Below are 21,592 nucleotides of genomic sequence, written 5' to 3'. Positions count from 1 at the left end.
GTTTCATTGAACCCGGTGGGGAAAACGAGCTCTATGGCAGAAACCGACAAGTCCACCACCCAGCAACGGCCGCCCGCTCCTGGCCGGAACAATCTGACCCTGCGGGACCTATGTGACGCGCTGGTCAGCAGCGGCGAGATCACCCGGGAGGACGCCGAGCGGGTATTATCCGCCAACCTCGGCGCAGCCTCCGGGGGTACCACGGGCAGACGCCATCCCCTGGAACTGGTGGCAATAGCCGCTCCAACCAGCCAGACCAGCGGTCGTACCCTGGACCTCGACCGCCTCACACAATGGCTCGCTGACTGGGCGCAACAGCCGTACTACCACATTGACCCGCTGAAGATCGACACGCCAGCCATCGCCCGGGTAATGTCGTACGCCTTTGCCCAGCGCCACGGCATCCTGGCCGTTGAAATCACCCGGGACGAGGTGGTCATAGCCAGCGCGGAGCCGTTTGTCAGCGACTGGGAGCACAACCTGCAGCAGGCAGTGCGCAAGGACATACGGCGGGTCGTGGCCAACCCGGAAGACATACGCCGATACACCGTGGAGCTCTACCAGCTGGCCAACTCGGTAAACAAGGCCAGTGGCGGCCAGGCACCGGGCAAGGCCGGCAGCCAGAACTTTGAACAGCTACTGGACCTTGGCGCCAACGAAAACCCCGACGCCAACGACCAGCACGTGGTCAAGATTGTCGACTGGCTGCTCCAGTACGCCTTTGACCAGCGGGCCTCGGACATCCACATCGAGCCAAGGCGCGCAGTAACCCAGGTCCGGTTCCGGATTGATGGGGTACTGCACAATGTCTATGAGTTTCCCGAACACGTAGGCGTGGCGGTCACCAGCCGCCTGAAGATCCTGGGCCGCCTGAACGTGGCGGAAAAACGAAAGCCCCAGGACGGCCGCATCAAGACCCGCAAACCGGACAACAGCGAGGTGGAACTGCGCCTTGCCACCATGCCCACCGCCTTCGGCGAGAAAATGGTGATGCGGATTTTTGACCCGGATGTACTGCTGAAAACCTATGAACAACTGGGCTTCAGCCGTGAGGACCAGCAACGATGGCAGGACATTACGGCCCGGCCCCACGGCATTGTGCTGGTTACCGGGCCGACCGGTTCGGGCAAAACCACTACCCTGTATTCCACGCTGAAGCAGATAGCCTCACCAGAGATCAATGTCTGCACCATTGAAGACCCTATCGAGATGGTGGAACCAGCGTTCAACCAGATGCAGGTGCAGAACAATATCGATCTCACCTTTGCGGCTGGCGTGCGGGCACTGCTCAGACAGGACCCGGACGTGATTATGATCGGGGAGATCCGTGACCTTGAGACCGCGGAGATGGCGGTCCAGGCGGCACTGACCGGCCACCTGGTGCTCTCAACCCTGCACACCAACGACGCTCCCAGCGCCATCACCCGCCTCATGGAGCTGGGCATTCCGCCCTATCTGATCCGGGCAACCGTGCTCGGAGTAATGGCACAGCGCCTGGCGCGAACCCTGTGCCCCCACTGCAAGGCGCCGGGGCCGGCAGACGAGCAGGCCTGGCAAACGCTTACCCGCCCCTGGAAAGCGCCGACTCCCAAGCAGTTCTACCAGCCGGTGGGTTGTCTCGAATGCCGGAACACGGGTTACATGGGCCGGGCCGGCGTCTATGAAATCATGACGCTCTCCGGGCCGCTGATCCGCCAGATCACCGACCAGTGTGAGCTGGAACAGTTGCGGCTGGACGCCTACAAGGATGGTATGAAATCCCTGCGCCTGAGTGGCGCGCAAAAGGTGGCCGCGGGGCAGACCACGGTTGAGGAGATTCTGCGGGTTACCCCGGAAAGCCAACGCTGAGCGCCTTGCCGGTTCAAGCGCCGGGGCGTAACCCGCACTGCCCGAGCAGGTCCTGCCAGGCACGAGTGTGATCCGAGATCGCCAGATCCAGATCCTGCCACAGACTCCCCGCTCCTGTCCGGGAGAGGTGGCGCCGGTACCAGGGGTGGAACGCCTCTGGCATCACCTCAGCCTGCTGGTCCGCCAGCCGTTCGAACGGTTCGATGAGCGCAACCCGCCCCCGCGATACAGCGCTCAGGTATGGCTGCACCTTGCCAATGTAGACGCTGAAGAACATGTTCTGCACGATATCCGATTGATTGTTCGGCTGCCTGTTCAGGCACAAGGGCTGCCCCTCGAGGCGCTGCCTGAGCAACGCGGTACCATCCTGCAGTCTGGCGGTCAGCAGCCGCGCGCTGTTGATCAACTGCCCGGCCCGATATTCGGCCTGCCAGCGCTGGTGAACCTCACCGACAAAGTCCAGAGAGACATCAAGATTACCGGATTCAAGTTCGGCGACCACACCGTTCAGACGGGTAATGTCCCGGGCCAGATCCGACACCGGATTTACCTCACCGGCCACCGCCACCGGATAATAGCCTTTCGCCAGCGTGAACAGCGTTTCCACCTCCTCTACACCCCAGGTGGCGTTCCACAGGGCAATGGGGAGAGATTCCTGCTTGCTCTCGATGGCTTCGCTCAGCTCTTCGGCAAAGTCTTCGTCCTCGATATCGGGGAGACACTCGCGGGCGCTCTGAATAAAGCGGATTTCGTACCGCAGTCGGTTCAACGGTTGCATCACGCGGCCCATGACGGAATTTTTCTCGCCTACCACATACTGCAACTCGCACCCGTAGAGCGACAGAAAATCCAGCATGCCCATGTCCAGGTCCGGAAGGTCAAGCACTCGCTCCCGGCGACGGGGCAGCTGGCTGGCAGCGGGAACTTCGGAATAACGCGGCTCGGTTTCCAGAACCCGGGCCACCCGCTCCACGTATTCATCCATCATGGGGCGGGCTTCGGAGAAGGGGTCACAGCCGGCCAGCAGCAGCGCCATAGCCGGCATACACATTTTCAGGAACCCGCTACCGGGCATCGCTTCCTCCTGCGCAGACCGGGTAAGCCGTGGCTATCGCGCCTGAAGAAGGGTATCAACCTCCGCGAAGTCACGGGCTACAAATCGTTCTGTTTCCGGCAGGTCGCCGTCGCGCACCAGCCAGGCCGTCTTCATACCCGCCTGCTCTGCCGCCTCCAGCTCTGCCTCTACATCCGACAGGAACAGGACCGTGCTGGCCTCAACCCCCAGTTCGGACAGGATATTGTGGTAGGAGGCTACCTCTTTCTTGCCGCCCACCCGGGTGTCGAAGTAGCCAGAGAAGAACGGGGTAAAATCACCTTCGGTCGTAAAACCGAAGATCAGTTTCTGGGCCTTGACCGACCCAGAGGAATATACGAACAGGCGCAGCCCCCGATCATGCCAGCGCTGGAGATAGTCTGCCGCGTCCGGATAGATGTGACCCTTGAGTTCTCCCTGCTGGTAGCCCTGCTCCCAGACCATGCCCTGCAGCGCCTTCAGGGACGTTTCCTTGCGGTCCTCCCGGATCCATCCCTGGAGCACTTCAATGAGACCCTCGAGGTCGTTCCGGTCAACGCCCGAGACCTCGGCCACGGCATCCAGCTGCTCCGACACGGCCAGGGTGTCACCGTGCCGCTGCCGGACAAACGCCGGCAGATGGTCACTGGCGTAGGGAAACAGCACATCGTGGACGAAAGAGATGGAGCTGGTGGTACCCTCGATGTCGGTGAGGATAACCCGGATCATCCCGTCGCCCCTGCCAGGGTTTCGTATCGCGGCAGGCGCCCGGCAATGTCTTCACCGGTGAAACTGGCCACCCAGCCTTCGGGGTTGGTGAACAGACGGATGCAGGTAAAAGCCGGCTCCGGCCCCATATCGAACCAATGGCGGGTGCCGTTGGGAACGCTGATCAGATCATTTTTCTGGCACAGCACCGCGTATACCTCGTTCCCGAAGTGCAGGTAGAACAGGCCCTGCCCTCTCACGAAAAAGCGCACCTCATCCTCGCTGTGAGTGTGTTCGTCAAGGAATTTCTGGCGGAAGGCTTCTTTCTGCGGGTTGTCCGGGTTCAGGCTGATCACATCGGCGGTCTGGAACCCACACTCGTCTTTCAGGTTGGCCACCTCTTCCCGGTAAGCCTCGAGAACGGCCTCTGGCGACGCATCCACCGGCAGCTCCCGGGTCGGCCACTGCTCGAAACGAACGCCCTGGGCCGCCAACAGATCGCGGATTTCTGCCGGGTCTTCCGTTACGGTGTGAGCCGCTTCCGGCCGGCTCTGATCAAAAATACTCAAGGTTGTCATGGGCGCACCCTCATGGTTTCTAGTTCGCATTCAAACAGGAATTCAAAAGCCTCGACGTGACGCAGGCAATCGGCCATGGTCCTGCCCCAGGTATAGAGCCCGTGGCCACGAATCAGGTAACCGGGTTGCTCGGGGTGGGCCCGGAACCATTCGCGGGTTTCCTCGGCCAGGGCGTCAATGTCCTGAGTGTTCTCGAACACCGGCACGCTCAGGACCGACTCGTGGGTCTCAACGCCGGCAAACGCCTTTTGCAGCTCATAGCCCTCCAGGACCAGTGCCTGTCCGGAGTCAATCAGCCGACTCAGCACAGTGGCCTTCACCGAGTGAGTATGAAGCACCGCGCCGACGTCAGGAAACAACTCATAGAGCACGGTATGCAGCCGGGTTTCGGCCGAAGACCGGCAGTTGCTCTGGACCGCACGGCCTGCCAGATCCACCACCATCACGTCGCCCGCGCCCAATTGCCCCTTATGGCGGCCGGAGACGGTAATGGCAATGTGCTCGCCATCTATACGGGCCGAGTAATTGCTGCTGGTGGCGGGCGACCAGCCCCGCTGATAGAGAAATCGGCCGGCCTGCACGATTTCATCGGCGGCAGCGGCGTATCGGGTCACATCAAACACAGGCTTTCTCCCGGTTAACGGGTACCCTGACGGCGAAACGCCTCAGGCACCCACATTTGCCGACATTATAGGGGTGCGCCCGCCTGTCGCAAATGGTGACGGGCGGCAATCAGGTCGGCAACCACCGATATGGCAATTTCTGCCGGAGTCTTGCTGGGAATATCAACACCGATCGGGGCCCGAAGGCGATCCAGGGTTGCCTGGTCGAGGCCCAGCGACGCCAGCCGCTCCCGCCTCGCCTGCGAGGTGCGTTTCGACCCCATGGCGCCCACGTAGAATGCGCCGGTTTGCAGCGCCGCCAGCAGCCCCATATCGTCGATCCGCGGGTCGTGGGCCAGGGCCAGAACGCCAGTGAACGGGTCGTTGAAGGTCGCCGCAACCAGATCGTCCGGCAGTCGGCGGTCGAGCGGAATGTGGTGGTGGCTCCAGCCGGCTGCAAAAGCCTCCCTGGGCTCACACAGGGTGACGGCGAAATCGGCGGCCAGCGCAAACTCGGCGACGTAACGGGCCACTTCGCCCGCACCAATTAACAGCAGGCGGCATTCCGGTTGCAACGCATGGATGAATTGCTCGCCGTCCCGGGTGACCGAGCTGGTTCCCTTCACCGGCTGATAGTCGAGCTGCGCGACGCCCTGGGCAAGTGTGCGCTGAACGCTGATTCTGCGCACCACCGCCCGGTGCCGGGACAAGGCCTCGTCCAGTTCCCGAACGTGAGTCAGGGAAGCATCTCCGGCCAGCGGCTCCACCAGCAAGCGGATACGACCGCCACAGGGCAACTGGAACTGGTCGCGGTCCGAGTCGGTGATGCCGTAATCAATCAGCACAGGCTCCTCGCTGCCCTGATCCGCAACACCCCGAAGCAGATCCTCCTCCAGGCAGCCGCCGGAGACCGACCCACTCCAGTCGCCGGCTTCACTGATGGCAAGCCAGGAACCGACGGGCCTCGGGGACGAGCCCCAGGTCTCCACGATGGTGCATAACCAGACCCGCCGACCGGCTTCAAGCCACTGGCGGGCATCCCGAATTACGGAGAGATGGCCTGCGGTCACTGCGACACCGGACCCGTGGCCGTCTGGCTGCCCAACAAACTCAGGCATCGGCTTTCAGCGGCAGTGTACGCTGCCGTTTCCCGGTCAGGGCAAACAGTGCATTGCCAAGGGCCGGCAACACCGGCGGCACGCCGGGCTCGCCAACCCCGGTGGGAGACGCCGTGCTCGGGATGATCTCAACTTCCACTTCCGGGCGCTCATACAGACGCATCAGTGGATAGTCGTGGAAATTGCTTTGCTGGACTTCGCCATTAGCAAAGGTGATTTCGCCATACAGAGCCGCGGTCAGACCGAACAGTATGCCACCTTCGATCTGGTCCACCACGATTCGCGGGTTGATCACCTGGCCACAGTCCACGGCGCAAGCCACCTTGTGCACCCGGATAGCGCCGTTTTCGATACTGGCCTCCACCACCTGGGCCACGTAGGTGCCAAAGCTTCGAACCAGCGCAACGCCTCGCGCCCTTCCATCGGGTGCCGGTTGATCCCAGCCCGCCATCTCGGCGGCCCGATCCAGCACCGCCAGGTGCCGTGGCTCGGAGGCCACCAGACGTCGGCGGAACCGGTAGGGGTCTTCGCCGGCGGCATGGGCCAGTTCGTCCATGAAGGTTTCCACCGCAAACCCGTTGTGGGAGTACCCCACGGAACGCCACCAGGAGATGGGAACGCCGGGGTCGGTGTGGGTATGGCGGACATCAATATTGGCCACCGCATAGGGGTATTCGATGGCCCCCTCGATGGCCGAATGATCCTTGGGCGTGGCAATGCCCTCCGCCATCAGACCGACTTTGCCCAGGGTGTCGTACATGAACTTCGGTGCCCAGGGGTATTGGGCCGGGGCCGCGTTACGCACGTACCAGTCCAGGATCTGGGGCCCGACAATCTGGTGGTGCCATCCGGTCAGCTCGTTGCCCGAGAGGCTGGCCTTGAGGCGGTGCAGCATGGCCGGTCGGTAGACATCGTGACGGGTGTCTTCCTCCCGCGACCAGATCAGCTTGACCGGCCGATCTGTCCGTTGGGCCACCGCTGCCACTTCCTCGATGTAGTCCTGGGTCAGGCGTCGACCGAAGCCGCCGCCGAGAAAGGTGGTATGAATGGTCACGTCGTCCGGCCGCAGGTCGGTCACGCGGGCGGCGGCAATCCGCCCCAGATCCGGCGCCTGGGTCGGCGCCCATACCTCGATTTGGCCATTACGATACCAGGCCGTGGCGTTCATCGGTTCCAAAGTGGCGTGGGCCAGGTAGGGCTGCGTGTACTCGACTTCCACAATGCGATCGGCCGCCTCGCTGGCGCTCTCGAAGCTGCCCTCACTACGCTCCGACACGCCCGGATCCTCGTCGGCGGCCTCGCGATAGGAGGCAAACACCTGGCCATTGGAGAGCGACAGGGCGTCCGAGTAATCCCAATCGATCTCGAGGACCTTCTGGGCTTTACGCGCTCGCCAGTATCGGTCGGCAACGACCGCCACGCCGCGTTCAATCTCGAACACACCGAGTACGCCCGGCATGGCGCTTACGTCATCACCGTTAAAACTCCGTACTCGTCCGCCAATACGTGGTGATCGGGAAACCACGGCGTACACCATATCCGGGAGCTCGACATCAATGCCGTAGACAGCAGTGCCGGTCGATTTGGCATGGGCATCCAGTCGGTTCTGCTGTTTGCCGATGTACTGCCAGTCCGCCGGCGGCTTCAGGGGGATATCGCCCCGGACGACCTCGGTTGCCGCCAACCTGACCAGCTTGCCGTACGGCAGGGAATCAATACCGTTGGGGTGAACGACCCTGCCATCCCGAGCTTCACAGTCCGACGAATCAACCTCCCAGATCCGCGCCGCGGCCATAACCAGCATCAGGCGGACTTCGGCACCGGCCAACCGCAGGGGCTCCCAACTGGTGGCCATACTGGTGCTGCCACCGGTCAATTGCAGCTTGTAGAGCGGATTGCGGTACTCTGGTGCCACCGGAGCGAAGCGCGGCGTGATGCGTTCCGGGGCCACCGCAAGCTCCTCGGCGATCAGCGTGGTGAGCCCCGTGTAGGTACCCTGACCCATTTCAACCCGTGCCAGGGTGAAGTAGATCTCGTCGTTTTCGGTTAACTCCAGCCAGGCATCCGGGCGCCACTCGCCGGTTTCCGCCTGATAACCGGTCTGGACACCGGCGCAACCGGGCAGCGCCATGGCAACCATCAGACTGCCGGAAGCACCGGCGCTGACCTTGAGAAAATCCCTGCGATTGATCATGTTATGCCTCCTTCACATCGGAGGCGTTGCTGCCAGCCACGGACTCGACCGCCGCGATGATGCGGGAATAGGTTCCGCATCGGCAGAGATTGCCGGTCATGGCAGCGACAATTTCATCCCGGGAGGGTGACGGATTAGTAGCCAGCAGGTGAGCGGCACTCATGATCTGGCCAGACTGGCAGTAACCGCATTGCGGCACGCCGTGATCGATCCATGCCTGCTGTAGCGCATGAAGCCGATCCTCCTTGCCCAACCCTTCGATGGTGACAACGTCCGCGCCGGCAGCCATTTCTACCGGTGTTGAGCAGGACCGCACAGGCTGACCGTTCAGATGCACGGTGCAGGCACCACACAATCCGGCACCGCAACCAAACTTGGTACCTTTGAGCCCCAGTTCATCCCGCACTACCCACAGCAGTGGGGTGTCCCCTTCCACGTCCAGCGATCGTGGTTCTCCGTTGACCGTCAGGCTCAAGGCCATGCCCGCTCTCTCCTCATTTTAACTACCCGGCTTTTCGCCCGGTTTTCTTATAGACCGCCCCGGGGCGGCAGGTTGCATCACTTGATGACGTCTTCGCCATCCTTATTCACCCAGATCTTGCGTTCGCCGGTTTCCATCTTGCCGTTGGAATCCCAGACCTCGCGATCGGTGGTTGCCTGATCCACCTTGCCGTTGTCATTCCAGATCACCCGATCCTTGCAACCGGCCAGAGCCAGCAATGCCACTGCGATCAATACAAACCTGTTTCCCACAAAACCTCCTGGCAGCCGTCGAGCGGCTTTCTGGTTAAAAATCAGACCGGAAGCCTCACCGGCTTCCGTGAAGTTCACGATTGCGTTGCTTGTCCCGGTCGCCCTTTCGAACCATGACATAAACTGCGCCGGTTCCACCATGGTGTTTCTGGGCCGAATGAAAGGCCAGCACATCGTCAAGTTCCGGCAGCCACTTGGCGAGGTAGCTTTTCAACTGGGCGATGCCGTCCGGGTTTCGCTCGCCCTTGCCGTGCAAAATAATGACCGAGCGCAGCCCGTATCGCACGCAGTCGCCGATAAAGGCGAACACTTCGCGTCGCGCCTGCTCAACGGTCATGCGATGAAGGTCAAGCCGGGCCTCGATCGGGTATTGCCCCAGGCGCAGCTTACGGAACACGCCGTGCTGTACGCCCGGGCGCTGCCAGCAAAGCACGTCCTGAGCGGTCAGGGGCTCCACCATGTCGGAGGTGAGAGGGTTATTGTCCCGCATCGGCTTTTCCACCGCCGCACGCTGACGCTCCAGATGCCCCGGCGTCAGTTCTCTCGGCGTGGTGACCTCGGCCCGGTTGGGCTTGCGGATACGCCGCACATCCTTCATTTCCTCAAGAAAGCTGAGGCGCTCTTCTTTGGTCGTCATGGCGTTACGTTCAATCACCTGTTTCAATCCGGACTTTACCATCCGCCCCCCTGACCATAAAGAAAACTGATCTGAATCAGCCCGAGTGCGACGAAAATCTCAGGGAGCAGAGTGCCGTGCATAAACTACACTTCAAGCGGATCACCCTATTCAGCGAGCGAACACGGCATGGCGGCAGCTATTCAGGAACACGACAATCCCCAGAACATCCGGGCCATCATGACTTTCCTGCGCGAGCACGCGCCCTTCTCCAGCATGGATGATGCTCACCTGGCCCACTTTGCCGAGAATGCGTCCATTCAGTTCTACGCAGACGGAGACGAGGTGCTGTCCCCGGAACAGGGTGTTGTCAAACGGTTCTACGTTGTCAAACAGGGTCGGATCCGGGGCGAGCGCCACAATGACAAGGAAGGACGGACAGAAACCACGTTCGAGATAAGTCAGGGCGAGTGCTTTCCGCTCGCGGCCATGATCGGCGAGCGCCCTACCCGAACGCTGCACCGGGCAGCGGGCGACACCTTCTGCCTGAGCATCGGACAGGCCGCCTTTGTGACGCTTTTTTCCGAGAGTGAGCCGTTCCGCGACTTCTGCCTGCGGGGCGTCAGCAGCCTGCTGGATCAGGTCAACCGTCGCATCCAGTCCAACGCCATGGCATCCATGGGCTCGAGCACCTCGCTGGACACGCCACTGGAACGTTACGCTCTGCGCAACCCGATTGTGTGCTCGCCGGATCTGCCGGTGCGTAAGGCGGTCGCCCGAATGCATGAAAACAACGTTGGCAGCATCATCATTACCGACGACAGCCGTCACCCGACCGGTATTTTCACGCTCCGGGATCTGCGAACGATGATCGCCGAGGCCAAGGGGCCCCTCGACACCCCCATCCGGCAGGTAATGACGCCGGACCCCTGCTGTCTGCCCTCCCACGCAGATGCCTTTGAAGCGGCCATGCTGATGGCAGAGCACCATTTCGCCCATCTGTGCGTGGTCGATGATGAGCACCGGCTGATCGGTGTGGTGTCTGAGCGAGACCTGTTCGCCCTGCAGCGTGTGGATCTGGTGAATCTGGCACGTACCATTGGCACGGCCACCCACCTCAATACCCTGGTAAGCCTGCGTGCCGATGTGTCCCGACTGGTGGATGCCATGCTCGCCCACGGCGCTGATTCCGGCCAGGTGGTCAAGATCATCACCACGCTGAACGATGTCACAGTACGACGGGTGCTGGAGTTGAATCTGAAAAGGAACGATCCGGGCATTCCCTTCACGTGGCTGACCTTTGGCAGTGAAGGACGACAGGAGCAGACCCTGCTGACCGATCAGGACAATGGCATTCTGTTCGAGACACCGGAGGGCATGACCGAAGACCAGGTAAGGGAAAAACTTCTGCCCTTCGCCCAGACCGTTAACAAGGAATTGGCAGACTGCGGCTTTACGCTCTGCAAGGGCAACATCATGGCCAGCAACCCAAAACTCTGCCTGAGCGGACGCGAATGGGATGACTGGTTTATCCGTTTTATCGATGCCTCAACGCCCCAGAATCTGGTCTACTCCTCCATCTTTCTCGATATGAGAGCCGTGTTCGGGCCTACCGAGCCCCTGCAGGAATTACTGGAAAAGGTCCTCACCCGAATCCGCAAGAATGCGCTGTTCCAGAAAATGCTGGCGGGCAACGCCTTCCAGAGGAAGCCCCCTCTGACTATGTTTCGCAATTTTCGCTACGTGACAGATGGCAAGAAGCATGCCCTTGACCTCAAACGCCAGGGTTTGGCCCCGTTTGTGGAAGCGGTGCGGGTGTTTGCCCTGGCCAACGGGGTAGAGACCGCAAACACCCTGGAGCGCATGGACGAACTGGCGAAAAAGGGCATTTTCGACCCGAAGGACGCCAATGCCTGGAAAGAGGCCTACAGTCTGATCCAGGCCATTCGGATGCGGGCCCACCAGGAAATGCTGGCGCGTGAAGAAGAGTTGACCAACTACATTGATCCGGACGACCTGAACCCGCTAGACCGGCGCATACTGCGGGAGTCCTTCCGCCAGGCTCAGCGGCTTCAGCAGAAGCTGGAAGTTACCTACCAACTCTGACTCTCGGTCTCACCTTTATGCTGGAACAGATCAAACAGTGGATTGGACAGCGCCGAAGCGGTCGCGTAGGCAACCACGACCCGGGCAACCTGCCCAATCCGAAGCCCCCCGGTGACCAGTTGCTGTCGGACTGTCGCCTTATTGTGCTGGATCTTGAAACGACCGGCCTGAATGCCAGCAAGGACGAGGTAATCGCTATCGGGGCCGTTGCCATACGCGGCGGCGTCATTCACCTTGGCGATCAGTTCGACCTGGTACTCCGCCGGCCAGAGCTGGATATCAGCCAGACCGTGCTGATTCACGGCATCGGTCCCGAAGCCCTTACCCGAGGCCATGAGACCGAGGACGCACTGTTGTACCTGCTCGAGTGGATGAACGGCGACCCGATACTGGCCTACCACTCCGCCTTCGACCAGAAGTTCCTGGAAAAGACCCTGCGCAGCCAGTTGGGGTACGGCGTAGCGCACACCTGGATGGATGTGGCGGATCTCATGCCTGCCTTCTTCCCGGATGCCCGAACGGGTGGCAAGGGTCTCGACAACTGGGCCGATTACTTTGGCCTGGAAGTCGGCGAACGTCATCACGCAGCCTCTGATGCCATGGCGACGGCAGAACTGACCCTGATTGCCCTGAATCGGGCCCGGAAAGACGGTGTCAAAACGCTCAAGGGACTGCAGGAAAAACTGCATTATCGTCGCCGGCTTCAAAACATGCATCGTTTCTGAATCGAATAGGCGACGGCCGCACAATTTTGGGGCAAGGGTGCGGCAAATGACTGAGAATTAGACCTTTTGCCAATATCTATAAATCCCTTGACCAGTAAAGTCGGTAGTGACAACTAGTCGGAGAAGTACTTATATGAATAATAAATTCTCTAACCGAAGTGCCTCACCAAAAACCCACCCAACCTCCACAACAACAACACAGGAGTGATCCTATGTCAGGTCATAGCTACGACGCTGAAGCCTACTGGAAGGCAAACCTACGCCTGATATTCGGGAGCCTGATTGTCTGGGCCCTGGTATCTTACGGCTTTGCAATTCTGCTCCGTCCAATGCTTGCAGGCATTCCGATTGGTGGCACCGATCTGGGCTTCTGGTTTGCCCAGCAAGGTTCCATCCTCACGTTCATCGCTCTGATCTTCCACTACGCATGGCGCATGAACAAGATCGACGAAAAATTCGGCGTGCACGAGGAGTAAGAACGAATGAGCCAATTTGCCATTAACCTCATCTTCGTAGGGGGCTCTTTCCTCCTCTACATCCTGATTGCCATCTGGGCAAAGGCCGGTAGCACCAGTGACTTCTACGTTGCTGGTGGCGGCGTTCACCCGATCACCAACGGTGCTGCTATCGGTGCGGACTGGATGTCGGCCGCATCGTTCATTTCCATGGCGGGTCTGATTGCCGCCGGTGGCTATGCCAACTCCACCTTCCTCATGGGCTGGACCGGTGGTTACGTTCTGCTGGCGATGCTGCTGGCTCCGTACCTGCGGAAGTTCGGCAAGTTCACGGTGCCCGAGTTCATTGGCGACCGTTTCTACAGCAAGAACGCGCGGCTGGTGGCGGTTATCTGCCTGATCGTGGCTTCGGTTACCTACGTAATCGGCCAGATGGCCGGTGCTGGCGTGGCTTTCTCTCGCTTCCTGGAAGTAGACGCCACCATGGGCCTGATCATCGCGGCCGTGGTTGTGTTCGTGTACGCCGTACTCGGTGGCATGAAGGGGATCACCTATACCCAGGTCGCCCAGTACTGCGTTCTGATCATCGCCTACACCATCCCGGCTGTGTTTATCTCCCTGCAGCTGACTGGTAACGCCCTGCCCCCGATCGGCCTGTTCTCCACCCACGTGGATTCCGGCATGCCGATTCTGGAAAAACTGAACCAGGTGATCACCGATCTGGGCTTCAACTCCTACACGGCTGACATCGACAACAAGCTGAACATGGTTCTGTTCACCCTGTCGCTGATGATCGGTACCGCGGGTCTGCCCCACGTTATCATCCGGTTCTTCACCGTGCCGAAGGTAGCTGACGCTCGCTGGTCTGCTGGCTGGGCCCTGGTATTCATTGCCCTGCTGTACCTGACCGCACCGGCCGTTGCTTCCATGGCTCGTCTGAACCTGATGACCACCATCTACCCGAATGGCACCGACGCGGCTCCGATCCTCTATGAGGAGCGTCCGAACTGGGTGAAGGAGTGGGAAGTCACTGGTCTGATCCAGTATGAGGACAAGAACAACGATGGTCGCATCCAGCACTACAACGACAGCCCTTCCTTTGCTGATGAAGCACAGGCACGCGGCTGGGCCGGCAACGAGCTGACCGTTAACCGGGACATCCTGGTACTGGCCAACCCGGAGATCGCGAACCTGCCCGGTTGGGTGGTCGGCCTGATCGCGGCTGGTGGTCTTGCAGCGGCGTTGTCGACAGCGGCGGGTCTGTTGCTTGCCATCTCCTCGGCGGTCAGTCACGACTTGATCAAGGGTTCGATCAACCCGAACATCACTGAGAAAGGTGAGCTCATGGCGGCCCGGATTTCGATGGCCGTTGCCATCGTGGTCGCGACCTACCTGGGCGCCAACCCACCCGGCTTCGCAGCCCAGGTGGTGGCACTGGCCTTCGGTATTGCCGCCGCGTCCCTGTTCCCGGCCCTGATGATGGGTATCTTCTCCAAGCGGGTTAACAACAAGGGCGCGATTGCCGGCATGCTGACCGGTCTGGCCTTCACCCTGGTGTACATTTTCGTGTACAAGGGCTGGCTGTTCATCCCGGGCACCAACAACCTGCCAGACACTCCGGACAACTGGGTGCTGGGCATCTCCCCGCTTTCTATCGGTGCGGTTGGTGCAATCGTCAACTTTGCGGTAGCCTTCGTTGTATCCAACGCAACTGAAGAACCGCCCGTTGAGATTCAGGAACTGGTCGAGAGCGTCCGTTACCCACGTGGTGCCGGTCAGGCGCACGACCACTAAGCAACAACTCAACCTGTTCCATTCCATGAATTGACAGGTTGATACTGAACGGGCTTCCTCAATGAGGGAGCCCGTTCTTTTTTGAGGAAGCAATTTTATGTTTTGGACTTTTGTTGCCACTGTAGTCTGCGGCGTCGGTGCGGCAGGGATCGCGCTCGGTATCCGCGCGGTTACCCGTCAGAAAGCCCCCAGGTGGATCATTCCGGTTTTTGCCGGCGCGGGCATGCTTGGCTATCTGATCTACACGGAGTACACCTGGTACGATCACAAGAAGACCCTGCTACCCGAGGAAGCGGTGATTGTAAGCACCGAATCAGACGGCATTCTTTGGCGTCCGTGGACCTTCGTCTTCCCGTACGTGACGGCATTCTCCACGGTTGACGTGAACAGTATCAGCCGGGACACCGATCGCGAGGAGATTGTCCGTTTTACCCTGTACAAGTTTGAGCAGAAAATGACCGATGCGGTTTCCCACCGCGTGCATCTGATCAACTGCGACAGCCGCGAACTGGTTCCACTGGGCTCAGACGGCACCCCAAGGGTGGATAATCTGAAAGTGCTCGGCAGCACCGATCCGCTCTTCAAGACCGTCTGCGAGGATTGATCGGGACCTGACTCAACACCGCTGACATCGACCCGAGAAGGGAACGCGCATTATGATTAGTGCCTGGTTGCTGGCTCTCATATCCATCACCTACATCTCCATTCTGTTCGTGATTGCATGGGCCGGCGACAAGCACCCCGGTCTCTATCGCCGGCGCCTGGCACGGACCCATATCTACGCGCTCTCCCTGGCGGTGTATTTCACTTCCTGGACCTTCTATGGTGCCGTCGGTCGCGCCACCCAGGAGGGACTCGCTTTCCTGCCCATCTATCTGGGCCCCCTGCTTGTCTTTGTGTTTGGGGCGCCGTTGCTGCGCCGGATCATCTACATCAGCAAACGCAGCAACAGTACCTCGATTGCCGATTTCATCGCCTCCCGCTACGGCAAATCACAGCTTCTGGCGGCAATGATCGCAACCTTCGCGCTGATCGGTAGCGTTCCGTACATCGCGCTTCAGCTGAAGGCCATCGCCATGGGCTTCAACGTTCTGTCCGAGACCGGTGCCGGCTATGACGAGCTGAGCTCTGCTGCCTGGACTGACTCCGCGTGGTACATCACGCTGGCACTGGCGGTATTCACGGTGTTGTTCGGGACCCGGCACCTGGAATCCACCGAACATCACCGGGGAATGATCCAGGCGGTGGCGTTCGAATCACTGATCAAGCTGGTCGCCTTCGTAGCCGTTGGTCTGTTTGTCGGTTTCGGACTTTACGACGGCTTTGGCGACTTGTTTTCGAGGGTCAAGGAAGCCGATCTGATCGGAACCCTGACGACCGATGGCATCGAGGCACCCGCCTTCATTACCCAGACTCTGATCGCCATGTTCGCGATCATCTGTCTACCGAGGCAGTTCCATGTAATGGTGGTGGAGAACACGGACCATCGGGATTTCGAGATTGCCCGCTGGGCCATGCCGATCTACCTGGTGGTCGCAAGCGCTTTTGTTCTACCCATTGCGGCAGCCGGTTTGCTGATGCCCGAATCGGGTTCGGGCAACCCTGACATCCTGATACTTCAGCTACCGATTCTGGCCGGCGAGGAGTGGCTGGCCATCCTGGCCTTCCTGGGCGGCGGTTCGGCGGCCGCCGCGATGGTTATTGTCTGTTCCGTTGCCATTGCCACCATGGTGAGCAATGAGATCATCATGCCGGCGCTGCTGAAGTTCTTCCGCCCGGGAATGAATCGGCGTGCCGACCTCAGCTCTTTACTCCTCAGCATTCGCCGAGTCGCCATATTTGTGGTGCTGCTCACCGCTTATGGCTTCTACCGGATGGCAGGTGAAGACTACAGCCTGACCGCCTTTGGTCTGCTGTCCTTTGCTGCCGCGGCCCAGTTTGGTCCGGCCCTCGTGGGCGGCATCATCTGGCGCCGGGGCAACTACGTGGGCGCCGTCTGGGGCCTCGGGCTCGGTTTCCTGATGTGGTGTTACACGCTGCTGCTGCCCGCGCTGGTAACCACCGGCTGGGTATCAAACACGTTGATTGAAGAAGGGTTGTGGGGGCTCAATTGGACTCGTCCCACGGCCCTCTTCGGTTCGGACCTGGATCAGATCAGCCATGGCATCATCTGGAGCCTGGGCATCAACACCGTGGTTTACATACTGCTGTCGCTGGTGACCCGGCAGCGCGTGCGCGAAAAAATCCAGATCGCCTCCTTTTTCCACGATCCCCAGCCTCGCGCCGAAACCGCCCAGCACCAGAGCTGGCAGGGCGAGATCCTGACGTCAGACCTGCAGGCGCTGACCGACCGTTTCATGGGAGATGAACGCTCGGAGACCATTTTCCGGAACTACGAGCGCCGTAACGCCATACGTCTTCACCCGCATCGACCGGCGTCCGCCCACCTGATGAAATACATTGAACGACAGCTGGCGTCGGTTATCGGTGCGTCCACCGCCCGAGTGGTGCTGGAATCCACCCTGACCGGCCGCGACATGCAGATTGAAGATGTGGTCAGCATCGTCGATGAGGCCTCACAGGCCATGACCTTCAGCCGGGAGCTGCTGCAATCTGCCATCGAGAACATCAGTCTGGGTGTATCGGTAGTCAATCATCAGCAGCAACTGGTGGTCTGGAACCACCGGTATCTCGAACTGTTTACCTATCCCAAGGGGTTTGTCAGGGTCGGCCGTCCAGTCGAGGACCTGATGCGCTACAACCTGACCAACGCCAATCTTTCGGCACGTCGGATCGATGAGATTGTCGCAGACCGATGCGGCAGTATGCGCGAAGGCCGCCCGATGTCCTATGAACGACAGCGACCAGACGGCACCGTGCTGCGGGTAGACGGCAGCCCCATCCCCGGCGGCGGTTACGTAACTACCTTTCAGGACATCACTGCCATGCGCCGCACTGAGCAGGCCCTGAAGGAAACCAATATCTACCTTGAGCAACGCGTGAAAGAGCGTACCCAGGAACTGCAGGTCATCAATGAACAGATGCTGAAAGCCAAGTCTGTGGCAGAGCAGGCCAACCAGAGCAAGACACGCTTTCTGGCTTCTGCGAGTCACGACCTGCTGCAGCCGCTCAATGCCGCGCGACTGTTTACCTCAGCTCTTGCCGGCAAGGCAGAGGACGGTGAGATGAAGGACCTGGTGGACCACATCGACAGCTCCCTGGGAGCCGCCGAGGAAATCATCAGCACACTGCTGGATATCTCCAAGCTGGACGCCGGCGCCCTGGAGCCAGACATCGGCGTATTCCCCGTGAACGATATCATGCGCCACCTGGCCACCGACTTCTCGGCAATCGCCAAGGATCAGAATCTGGATCTCCACGTGGTACCCAGCGGTGTCTGGATTCGATCTGACGCCAAACTACTTCGACGTGTTGTGCAGAACTTCCTCTCCAATGCCATCCGGTACACGCCGGAGGGCAAGATCCTTATGGGCTGCCGACGCCTGAAAGGCTATATCCGCATCGAGGTTTGGGACACCGGCCCGGGTATTCCGGAAGACCAGCTCACACACATCTTTGAGGAGTTCCGGCGATTCCAGCACGGCAGGGATAAAAAAGGGCTGGGGCTGGGTCTGGCGATTGTTGACCGGATCAGCGGCATGCTCAACCATCCGGTTACCGTGCACTCGGTGCAGGGGCGCGGCAGCGTTTTCGGTATTACTGTACCAGTAGCACCGCCAGAGCAGACGGGGCCATCGGAAACCCGCCCCGCAACCAGTTCTCGGCGCGTGTCGAACCTGGGTGGGCTGCATTTCCTGTGCATTGATAACGACCCGACCATACTGCAGGGTATGGTGGCCTTGCTGAGCAACTGGAAATGCGATGTTACCGCCGCCGAGAGCCTCGAAGACGCCCTGCAGAAGCTGGACGGGCAACAGCCGGATATTATACTTGCCGACTATCAGCTTGATGATAACAAGAATGGTCTCGACGCCATGGACAGCATCAGGGAAAATCTGGGTAAAGAAATACCTGGCATCCTGGTTACTGGTTATATGGCGCCTGAAGTCCGGGAGGATGCCATCAATCGTGGCTACCAGGTCCTCTACAAACCCGTTAAACCGGCCGCACTGCGGGCGCTGGTTAACAAACAGCTCAAGCAGAAACGCCCATGACCGATTCCAGCAGTGATTTTAACCCGTTCGGGAAGCTGACCTACCTGGTTATAGACGATTTCGAGAATTTCCGTCTGTCCATGCGTCAGATGCTCCGGAGTTGCGGTGCCGACAAGATCGAACTGGTATCAAACGCCAATCAGGCGATCCAGTACTGCACCTACAATCATGTTGACGTTGTACTGTGTGACTTCAATCTGGGAGAGGGACGGAACGGGCAGCATATCCTGGAGGAACTACGCCACAAGAAACTCCTGAAGCGCTCGTCGCTGTTTCTGATGGTGACTGCCGAAACCTCCAAGGAAATGGTGATGGGGGCACGGGAATACCAACCGGACGCCTATCTCACCAAGCCCATCAATCGGGCCGTACTGGAGAAGCGCCTGGGAAGCCTGATCAGCCAACGTAACGCGCTGATGCCGATCAACCGGGAAATCGATCGGGAAAACTACCCGGAAGCGATTTCCCTATGCCTCCAGGCCTTGCCCCGACAGCCACGCTATAAGACCTGGCTGATGAAGACCCTCGGGGATCTCTACTTCCGCCTCGGCGATCTGTCCCACGCGCTCAAGATCTACGACGACGTCCTCTCGCAGCGCGAGCTTTCCTGGGCCCAGCTGGGGCGCTGCAAGGTGCTGCTTGCGAACCGCAGCTTCGATGAAGCGGTACAGAACCTAAAAGAGCTCATCGCCAAACATCCGGACTACATGGAGGCCTATGACCTCCTGGCCGAAGGTCTGGAACGCCAGGGACGACCTACCCAGGCACAGCAAATCCTCGAGAAGGCTGCTGAGCACTCGCCCAACGCCCTCCTCCGCCAGAAGTACCTGGCCGAGCTGGCAAGCTCAAACCAGGATATGGACACTGCCTCGGAGGCCTGGAGACGCACCGTGGAACTGGGCACCTACTCCATCCATGACAACTCCGAGCATTATCTTGCACTCGGACAGACCCTCTCGGATCTCAGCGAGGGCGATCAGGACGAGGAAGGAACCGCAAGGGCACGGGAAGCCCTCGCGGTGCTCAAGAAAATGGAAAAGCGTTTTCCAGACGAAGAGGGTATCGGCCTGCGCAGCAAGATTGTCCAGTGCCGTGTCTATGCCGGTCAGGGCCACACCCGGCAGGCCAACGAAATGCTGCAGGCCATACGAACGGAAGCGGGTGACCCGTCTGCCATGGGCGCCCAAACGGGCCTGGATTTTGCCAAAACCCTGTTCCGCATGGGCCAGGATGGCGAAGCCAAGGCGCTACTTGCCAACATGTCGGACCGGTTCAGTGACGACCCGGATATCCTTCAGAAGATCGAAAGCCTGCTCGACGAACCCGTCGGCTTCCGCCAGAAGATCAAGGCACGGTCGCTCAATCGTGACGGCATTAAAGCCTTCGAAGAAGGCAAGCTCCAGGACGCTGCCGACACTTTTGCCCGGGCGCTGGAAATTGTGCCAGACCACGCGGCACTCAACCTGAACCTGGTTCAGGTTCTTCTCAAGGAATACAGCAAAAATCCAGCGGACACGGGCTTGCTACGCCGGTGTCAGAGCTGTCTGGACCGTCTCTCCGACCTGCCTCCCCAGCACAGGCAGCACAAACGCTACGTTGCCTTACAACGCAAACTCAAAGGGCTTTCAGAATGAACAACCAGAACATCGACTTTTCCATGGTGCTCGCATCGGCCGTGCACGACATGAAAAATTCTCTGGGCATGCTACTGAATTCCCTGGATGAGTTGCGGACGGAACACGAACAGTCCCTTGGCGAATCCTCCCGCTTCAACACCCTGCAGTACGAAGCCGAGCGCATGCACAATGACCTGGTGCAGTTACTGGGCATCTATCGTCTCGGCGAAAACAACCTTTCCGCGCACATCGAAGAACACTTTGTTCCGGACTTTCTGTCGGAACACATGGCACGCCACACGCCCCTCCTGGAAGGCCTTGGCATTGATTACTCTATTGAAGCAGACCAGATCAACGGCTTTTTCGATGCAGATCTGCTGACCGGCGTGCTCAACAACACCATCAACAACGCCATTCGATACACCAAGAGCAGAATCCGGCTGACGGCCAGCCAAAGGGACGGGTATCTCGTGATCGGCGTTGAGGACGATGGTCGGGGTTACCCTGACAGCATGCAGCATACAGGCACCTTGAGCTTCAAGGCCCTGGACTTCAACAGCGGCAGCACCAGCCTTGGGCTGTTTTTTGCGTCGTCGGTAGCAAGTCTTCACAGTGAGGGCGGGCGCCAGGGATCGATCAAGCTTCATAACGGCGGCAGCTTTGGTGGCGGCGTGTTCGAAATCTGGTTGCCTTAAGCGCACCAGAGAGCTTTTATCCGGCCAATAAAAAACCCCAGCATCAAGGATGCTGGGGTTTTGGGTATTAGGAGCCTGACGATGACCTACATTGCTCGCGCTGTCGCGCTCGGCCCTTCGGGCCCGCCGTCGCTGCGCTCCCGCGTCCTGCGCTTGCCGTTGGCAAGCTGGTCACATGGGGGCCTTTGTAGTGCACAGCAGGGCCTCGATCCAAAATAAAAAAGCCCCGGCAGCTGATGCTGTCGGGGCTGTTTTATTTAGGAGCCTGACGATGACCTACTCTCACATGGGCAACGCCACACTACCATCGGCGCTGGTCTGTTTCACTTCTGAGTTCGGGATGGGATCAGGTGGTTCCAGACCGCTATGGTCGTCAGGCAAAACGGTTGATCACTGGGGGACGGGATAGAGTTAAGTGATGTTGATTTCGTTAGAGCGTGGCTTTCGCTAGCTCTTGCGTTATCCGCAATTGTCTTGGGTGTTATATAGTCAAGCCGCACGAGCAATTAGTACCGGTTAGCTCAACGCCTCGCAGCG

18 protein-coding genes and 1 rRNA gene are annotated in these 21,592 nt (G+C 59.7%); 9 read left to right on the top strand and 10 right to left on the bottom strand.

Annotated elements, in window-relative coordinates; genetic code table 11:
- The first annotated feature begins 33 nt into the window (after positions 1–33).
- Positions 34–1,848, top strand: a complete 1,815-nt coding sequence (locus tag BM344_RS16935; RefSeq protein ID WP_091992367.1) for a GspE/PulE family protein — start codon at positions 34–36, stop codon at positions 1,846–1,848.
- A gap of 13 nt (positions 1,849–1,861) precedes the next feature.
- On the opposite strand, the gene BM344_RS16930 is transcribed toward BM344_RS16935, so the two are convergent.
- The 9 genes from BM344_RS16930 to smrA all read right to left on the bottom strand — a co-directional run bounded on the left by BM344_RS16930 (position 1,862) and on the right by smrA (position 9,552).
- The gene (locus BM344_RS16930; protein ID WP_091992366.1) at positions 1,862–2,923 is read right to left on the bottom strand and encodes a DUF3080 domain-containing protein; all 1,062 of its coding nucleotides are present in this window, start codon (positions 2,921–2,923) and stop codon (positions 1,862–1,864) included.
- Between the two features lie 33 nt (positions 2,924–2,956).
- Positions 2,957–3,649, bottom strand: a complete 693-nt coding sequence (gene mtnC / locus BM344_RS16925) for an acireductone synthase (RefSeq protein ID WP_091992365.1) — start codon at positions 3,647–3,649, stop codon at positions 2,957–2,959.
- A complete protein-coding gene (locus tag BM344_RS16920) occupies positions 3,646–4,206 on the bottom strand; it encodes a 1,2-dihydroxy-3-keto-5-methylthiopentene dioxygenase (protein WP_091992364.1) in 561 nt (186 codons plus the stop codon). The genes mtnC and BM344_RS16920 overlap by 4 nt, the downstream gene beginning before the upstream one ends.
- Entirely contained in the window at positions 4,203–4,829 is a 627-nt protein-coding gene (locus BM344_RS16915) for a methylthioribulose 1-phosphate dehydratase (RefSeq protein ID WP_091992363.1), read from the bottom strand. Before BM344_RS16915 ends, BM344_RS16920 begins: the two co-directional genes overlap by 4 nt.
- A 65-nt stretch (positions 4,830–4,894) precedes the next feature.
- Positions 4,895–5,926 carry an XdhC family protein gene (locus BM344_RS16910; protein ID WP_091992362.1) on the bottom strand — a complete coding sequence of 344 codons (1,032 nt, stop codon included), beginning with the start codon at positions 5,924–5,926 and terminating at the stop codon, positions 4,895–4,897.
- Positions 5,919–8,120, bottom strand: a complete 2,202-nt coding sequence (locus BM344_RS16905; protein ID WP_091992361.1) for a molybdopterin cofactor-binding domain-containing protein — start codon at positions 8,118–8,120, stop codon at positions 5,919–5,921. Before BM344_RS16905 ends, BM344_RS16910 begins: the two co-directional genes overlap by 8 nt.
- A gap of 1 nt (position 8,121) precedes the next feature.
- Positions 8,122–8,601 (bottom strand): (2Fe-2S)-binding protein, encoded by a 480-nt coding sequence (locus BM344_RS16900; RefSeq protein WP_091992360.1) that lies wholly within the window; start codon positions 8,599–8,601, stop codon positions 8,122–8,124.
- 77 nt (positions 8,602–8,678) lie between these two features.
- The gene (locus tag BM344_RS16895) at positions 8,679–8,873 is read right to left on the bottom strand and encodes a hypothetical protein (protein ID WP_139229658.1); all 195 of its coding nucleotides are present in this window, start codon (positions 8,871–8,873) and stop codon (positions 8,679–8,681) included.
- A 55-nt stretch (positions 8,874–8,928) separates the two neighbouring features.
- Entirely contained in the window at positions 8,929–9,552 is a 624-nt protein-coding gene (smrA, locus tag BM344_RS16890; protein ID WP_228143675.1) for a DNA endonuclease SmrA, read from the bottom strand.
- Positions 9,553–9,678: 126 nt separating this feature from the next.
- Here smrA and BM344_RS16885 point away from each other — a divergent pair, with 126 nt between their 5' ends.
- From BM344_RS16885 to BM344_RS16850, 8 genes are all read left to right on the top strand, one after another.
- Positions 9,679–11,595, top strand: coding sequence for a putative nucleotidyltransferase substrate binding domain-containing protein (locus BM344_RS16885; protein ID WP_091992358.1), 1,917 nt, complete (start codon positions 9,679–9,681; stop codon positions 11,593–11,595).
- 17 nt (positions 11,596–11,612) lie between these two features.
- Positions 11,613–12,320, top strand: a complete 708-nt coding sequence (locus tag BM344_RS16880; RefSeq protein WP_091992357.1) for a 3'-5' exonuclease — start codon at positions 11,613–11,615, stop codon at positions 12,318–12,320.
- Between the two features lie 212 nt (positions 12,321–12,532).
- On the top strand, positions 12,533–12,796 hold the full coding sequence (locus BM344_RS16875) for a DUF4212 domain-containing protein (RefSeq protein WP_069184506.1): 264 nt from the start codon (positions 12,533–12,535) through the stop codon (positions 12,794–12,796).
- A gap of 6 nt (positions 12,797–12,802) precedes the next feature.
- Complete coding sequence (locus BM344_RS16870) at positions 12,803–14,569, top strand: sodium:solute symporter family protein (protein ID WP_091992356.1); 1,767 nt, start codon at positions 12,803–12,805, stop codon at positions 14,567–14,569.
- 97 nt (positions 14,570–14,666) lie between these two features.
- Complete coding sequence (locus BM344_RS16865; protein ID WP_091992355.1) at positions 14,667–15,173, top strand: hypothetical protein; 507 nt, start codon at positions 14,667–14,669, stop codon at positions 15,171–15,173.
- 52 nt (positions 15,174–15,225) lie between these two features.
- Positions 15,226–18,744 carry a hybrid sensor histidine kinase/response regulator gene (locus tag BM344_RS16860; RefSeq protein WP_091992354.1) on the top strand — a complete coding sequence of 1,173 codons (3,519 nt, stop codon included), beginning with the start codon at positions 15,226–15,228 and terminating at the stop codon, positions 18,742–18,744.
- Positions 18,741–20,378 (top strand): tetratricopeptide repeat-containing response regulator, encoded by a 1,638-nt coding sequence (locus BM344_RS16855; RefSeq protein WP_091992353.1) that lies wholly within the window; start codon positions 18,741–18,743, stop codon positions 20,376–20,378. Before BM344_RS16860 ends, BM344_RS16855 begins: the two co-directional genes overlap by 4 nt.
- A complete protein-coding gene (locus BM344_RS16850; RefSeq protein WP_091992352.1) occupies positions 20,375–21,055 on the top strand; it encodes a sensor histidine kinase in 681 nt (226 codons plus the stop codon). The genes BM344_RS16855 and BM344_RS16850 overlap by 4 nt, the downstream gene beginning before the upstream one ends.
- A gap of 263 nt (positions 21,056–21,318) precedes the next feature.
- Here BM344_RS16850 and rrf read toward each other — a convergent pair.
- A 5S ribosomal RNA gene (gene rrf, locus BM344_RS16845) occupies positions 21,319–21,433 on the bottom strand.
- Positions 21,434–21,592: the final 159 nt, after the last annotated feature.

It is taken from the genome of Marinobacter gudaonensis (genome assembly GCF_900115175.1).
Taxonomy (GTDB): domain Bacteria; phylum Pseudomonadota; class Gammaproteobacteria; order Pseudomonadales; family Oleiphilaceae; genus Marinobacter; species Marinobacter gudaonensis.
Note: the sequence above shows the minus strand (reverse complement) of the source record. Positions and strands in the feature narration are given on the sequence as shown.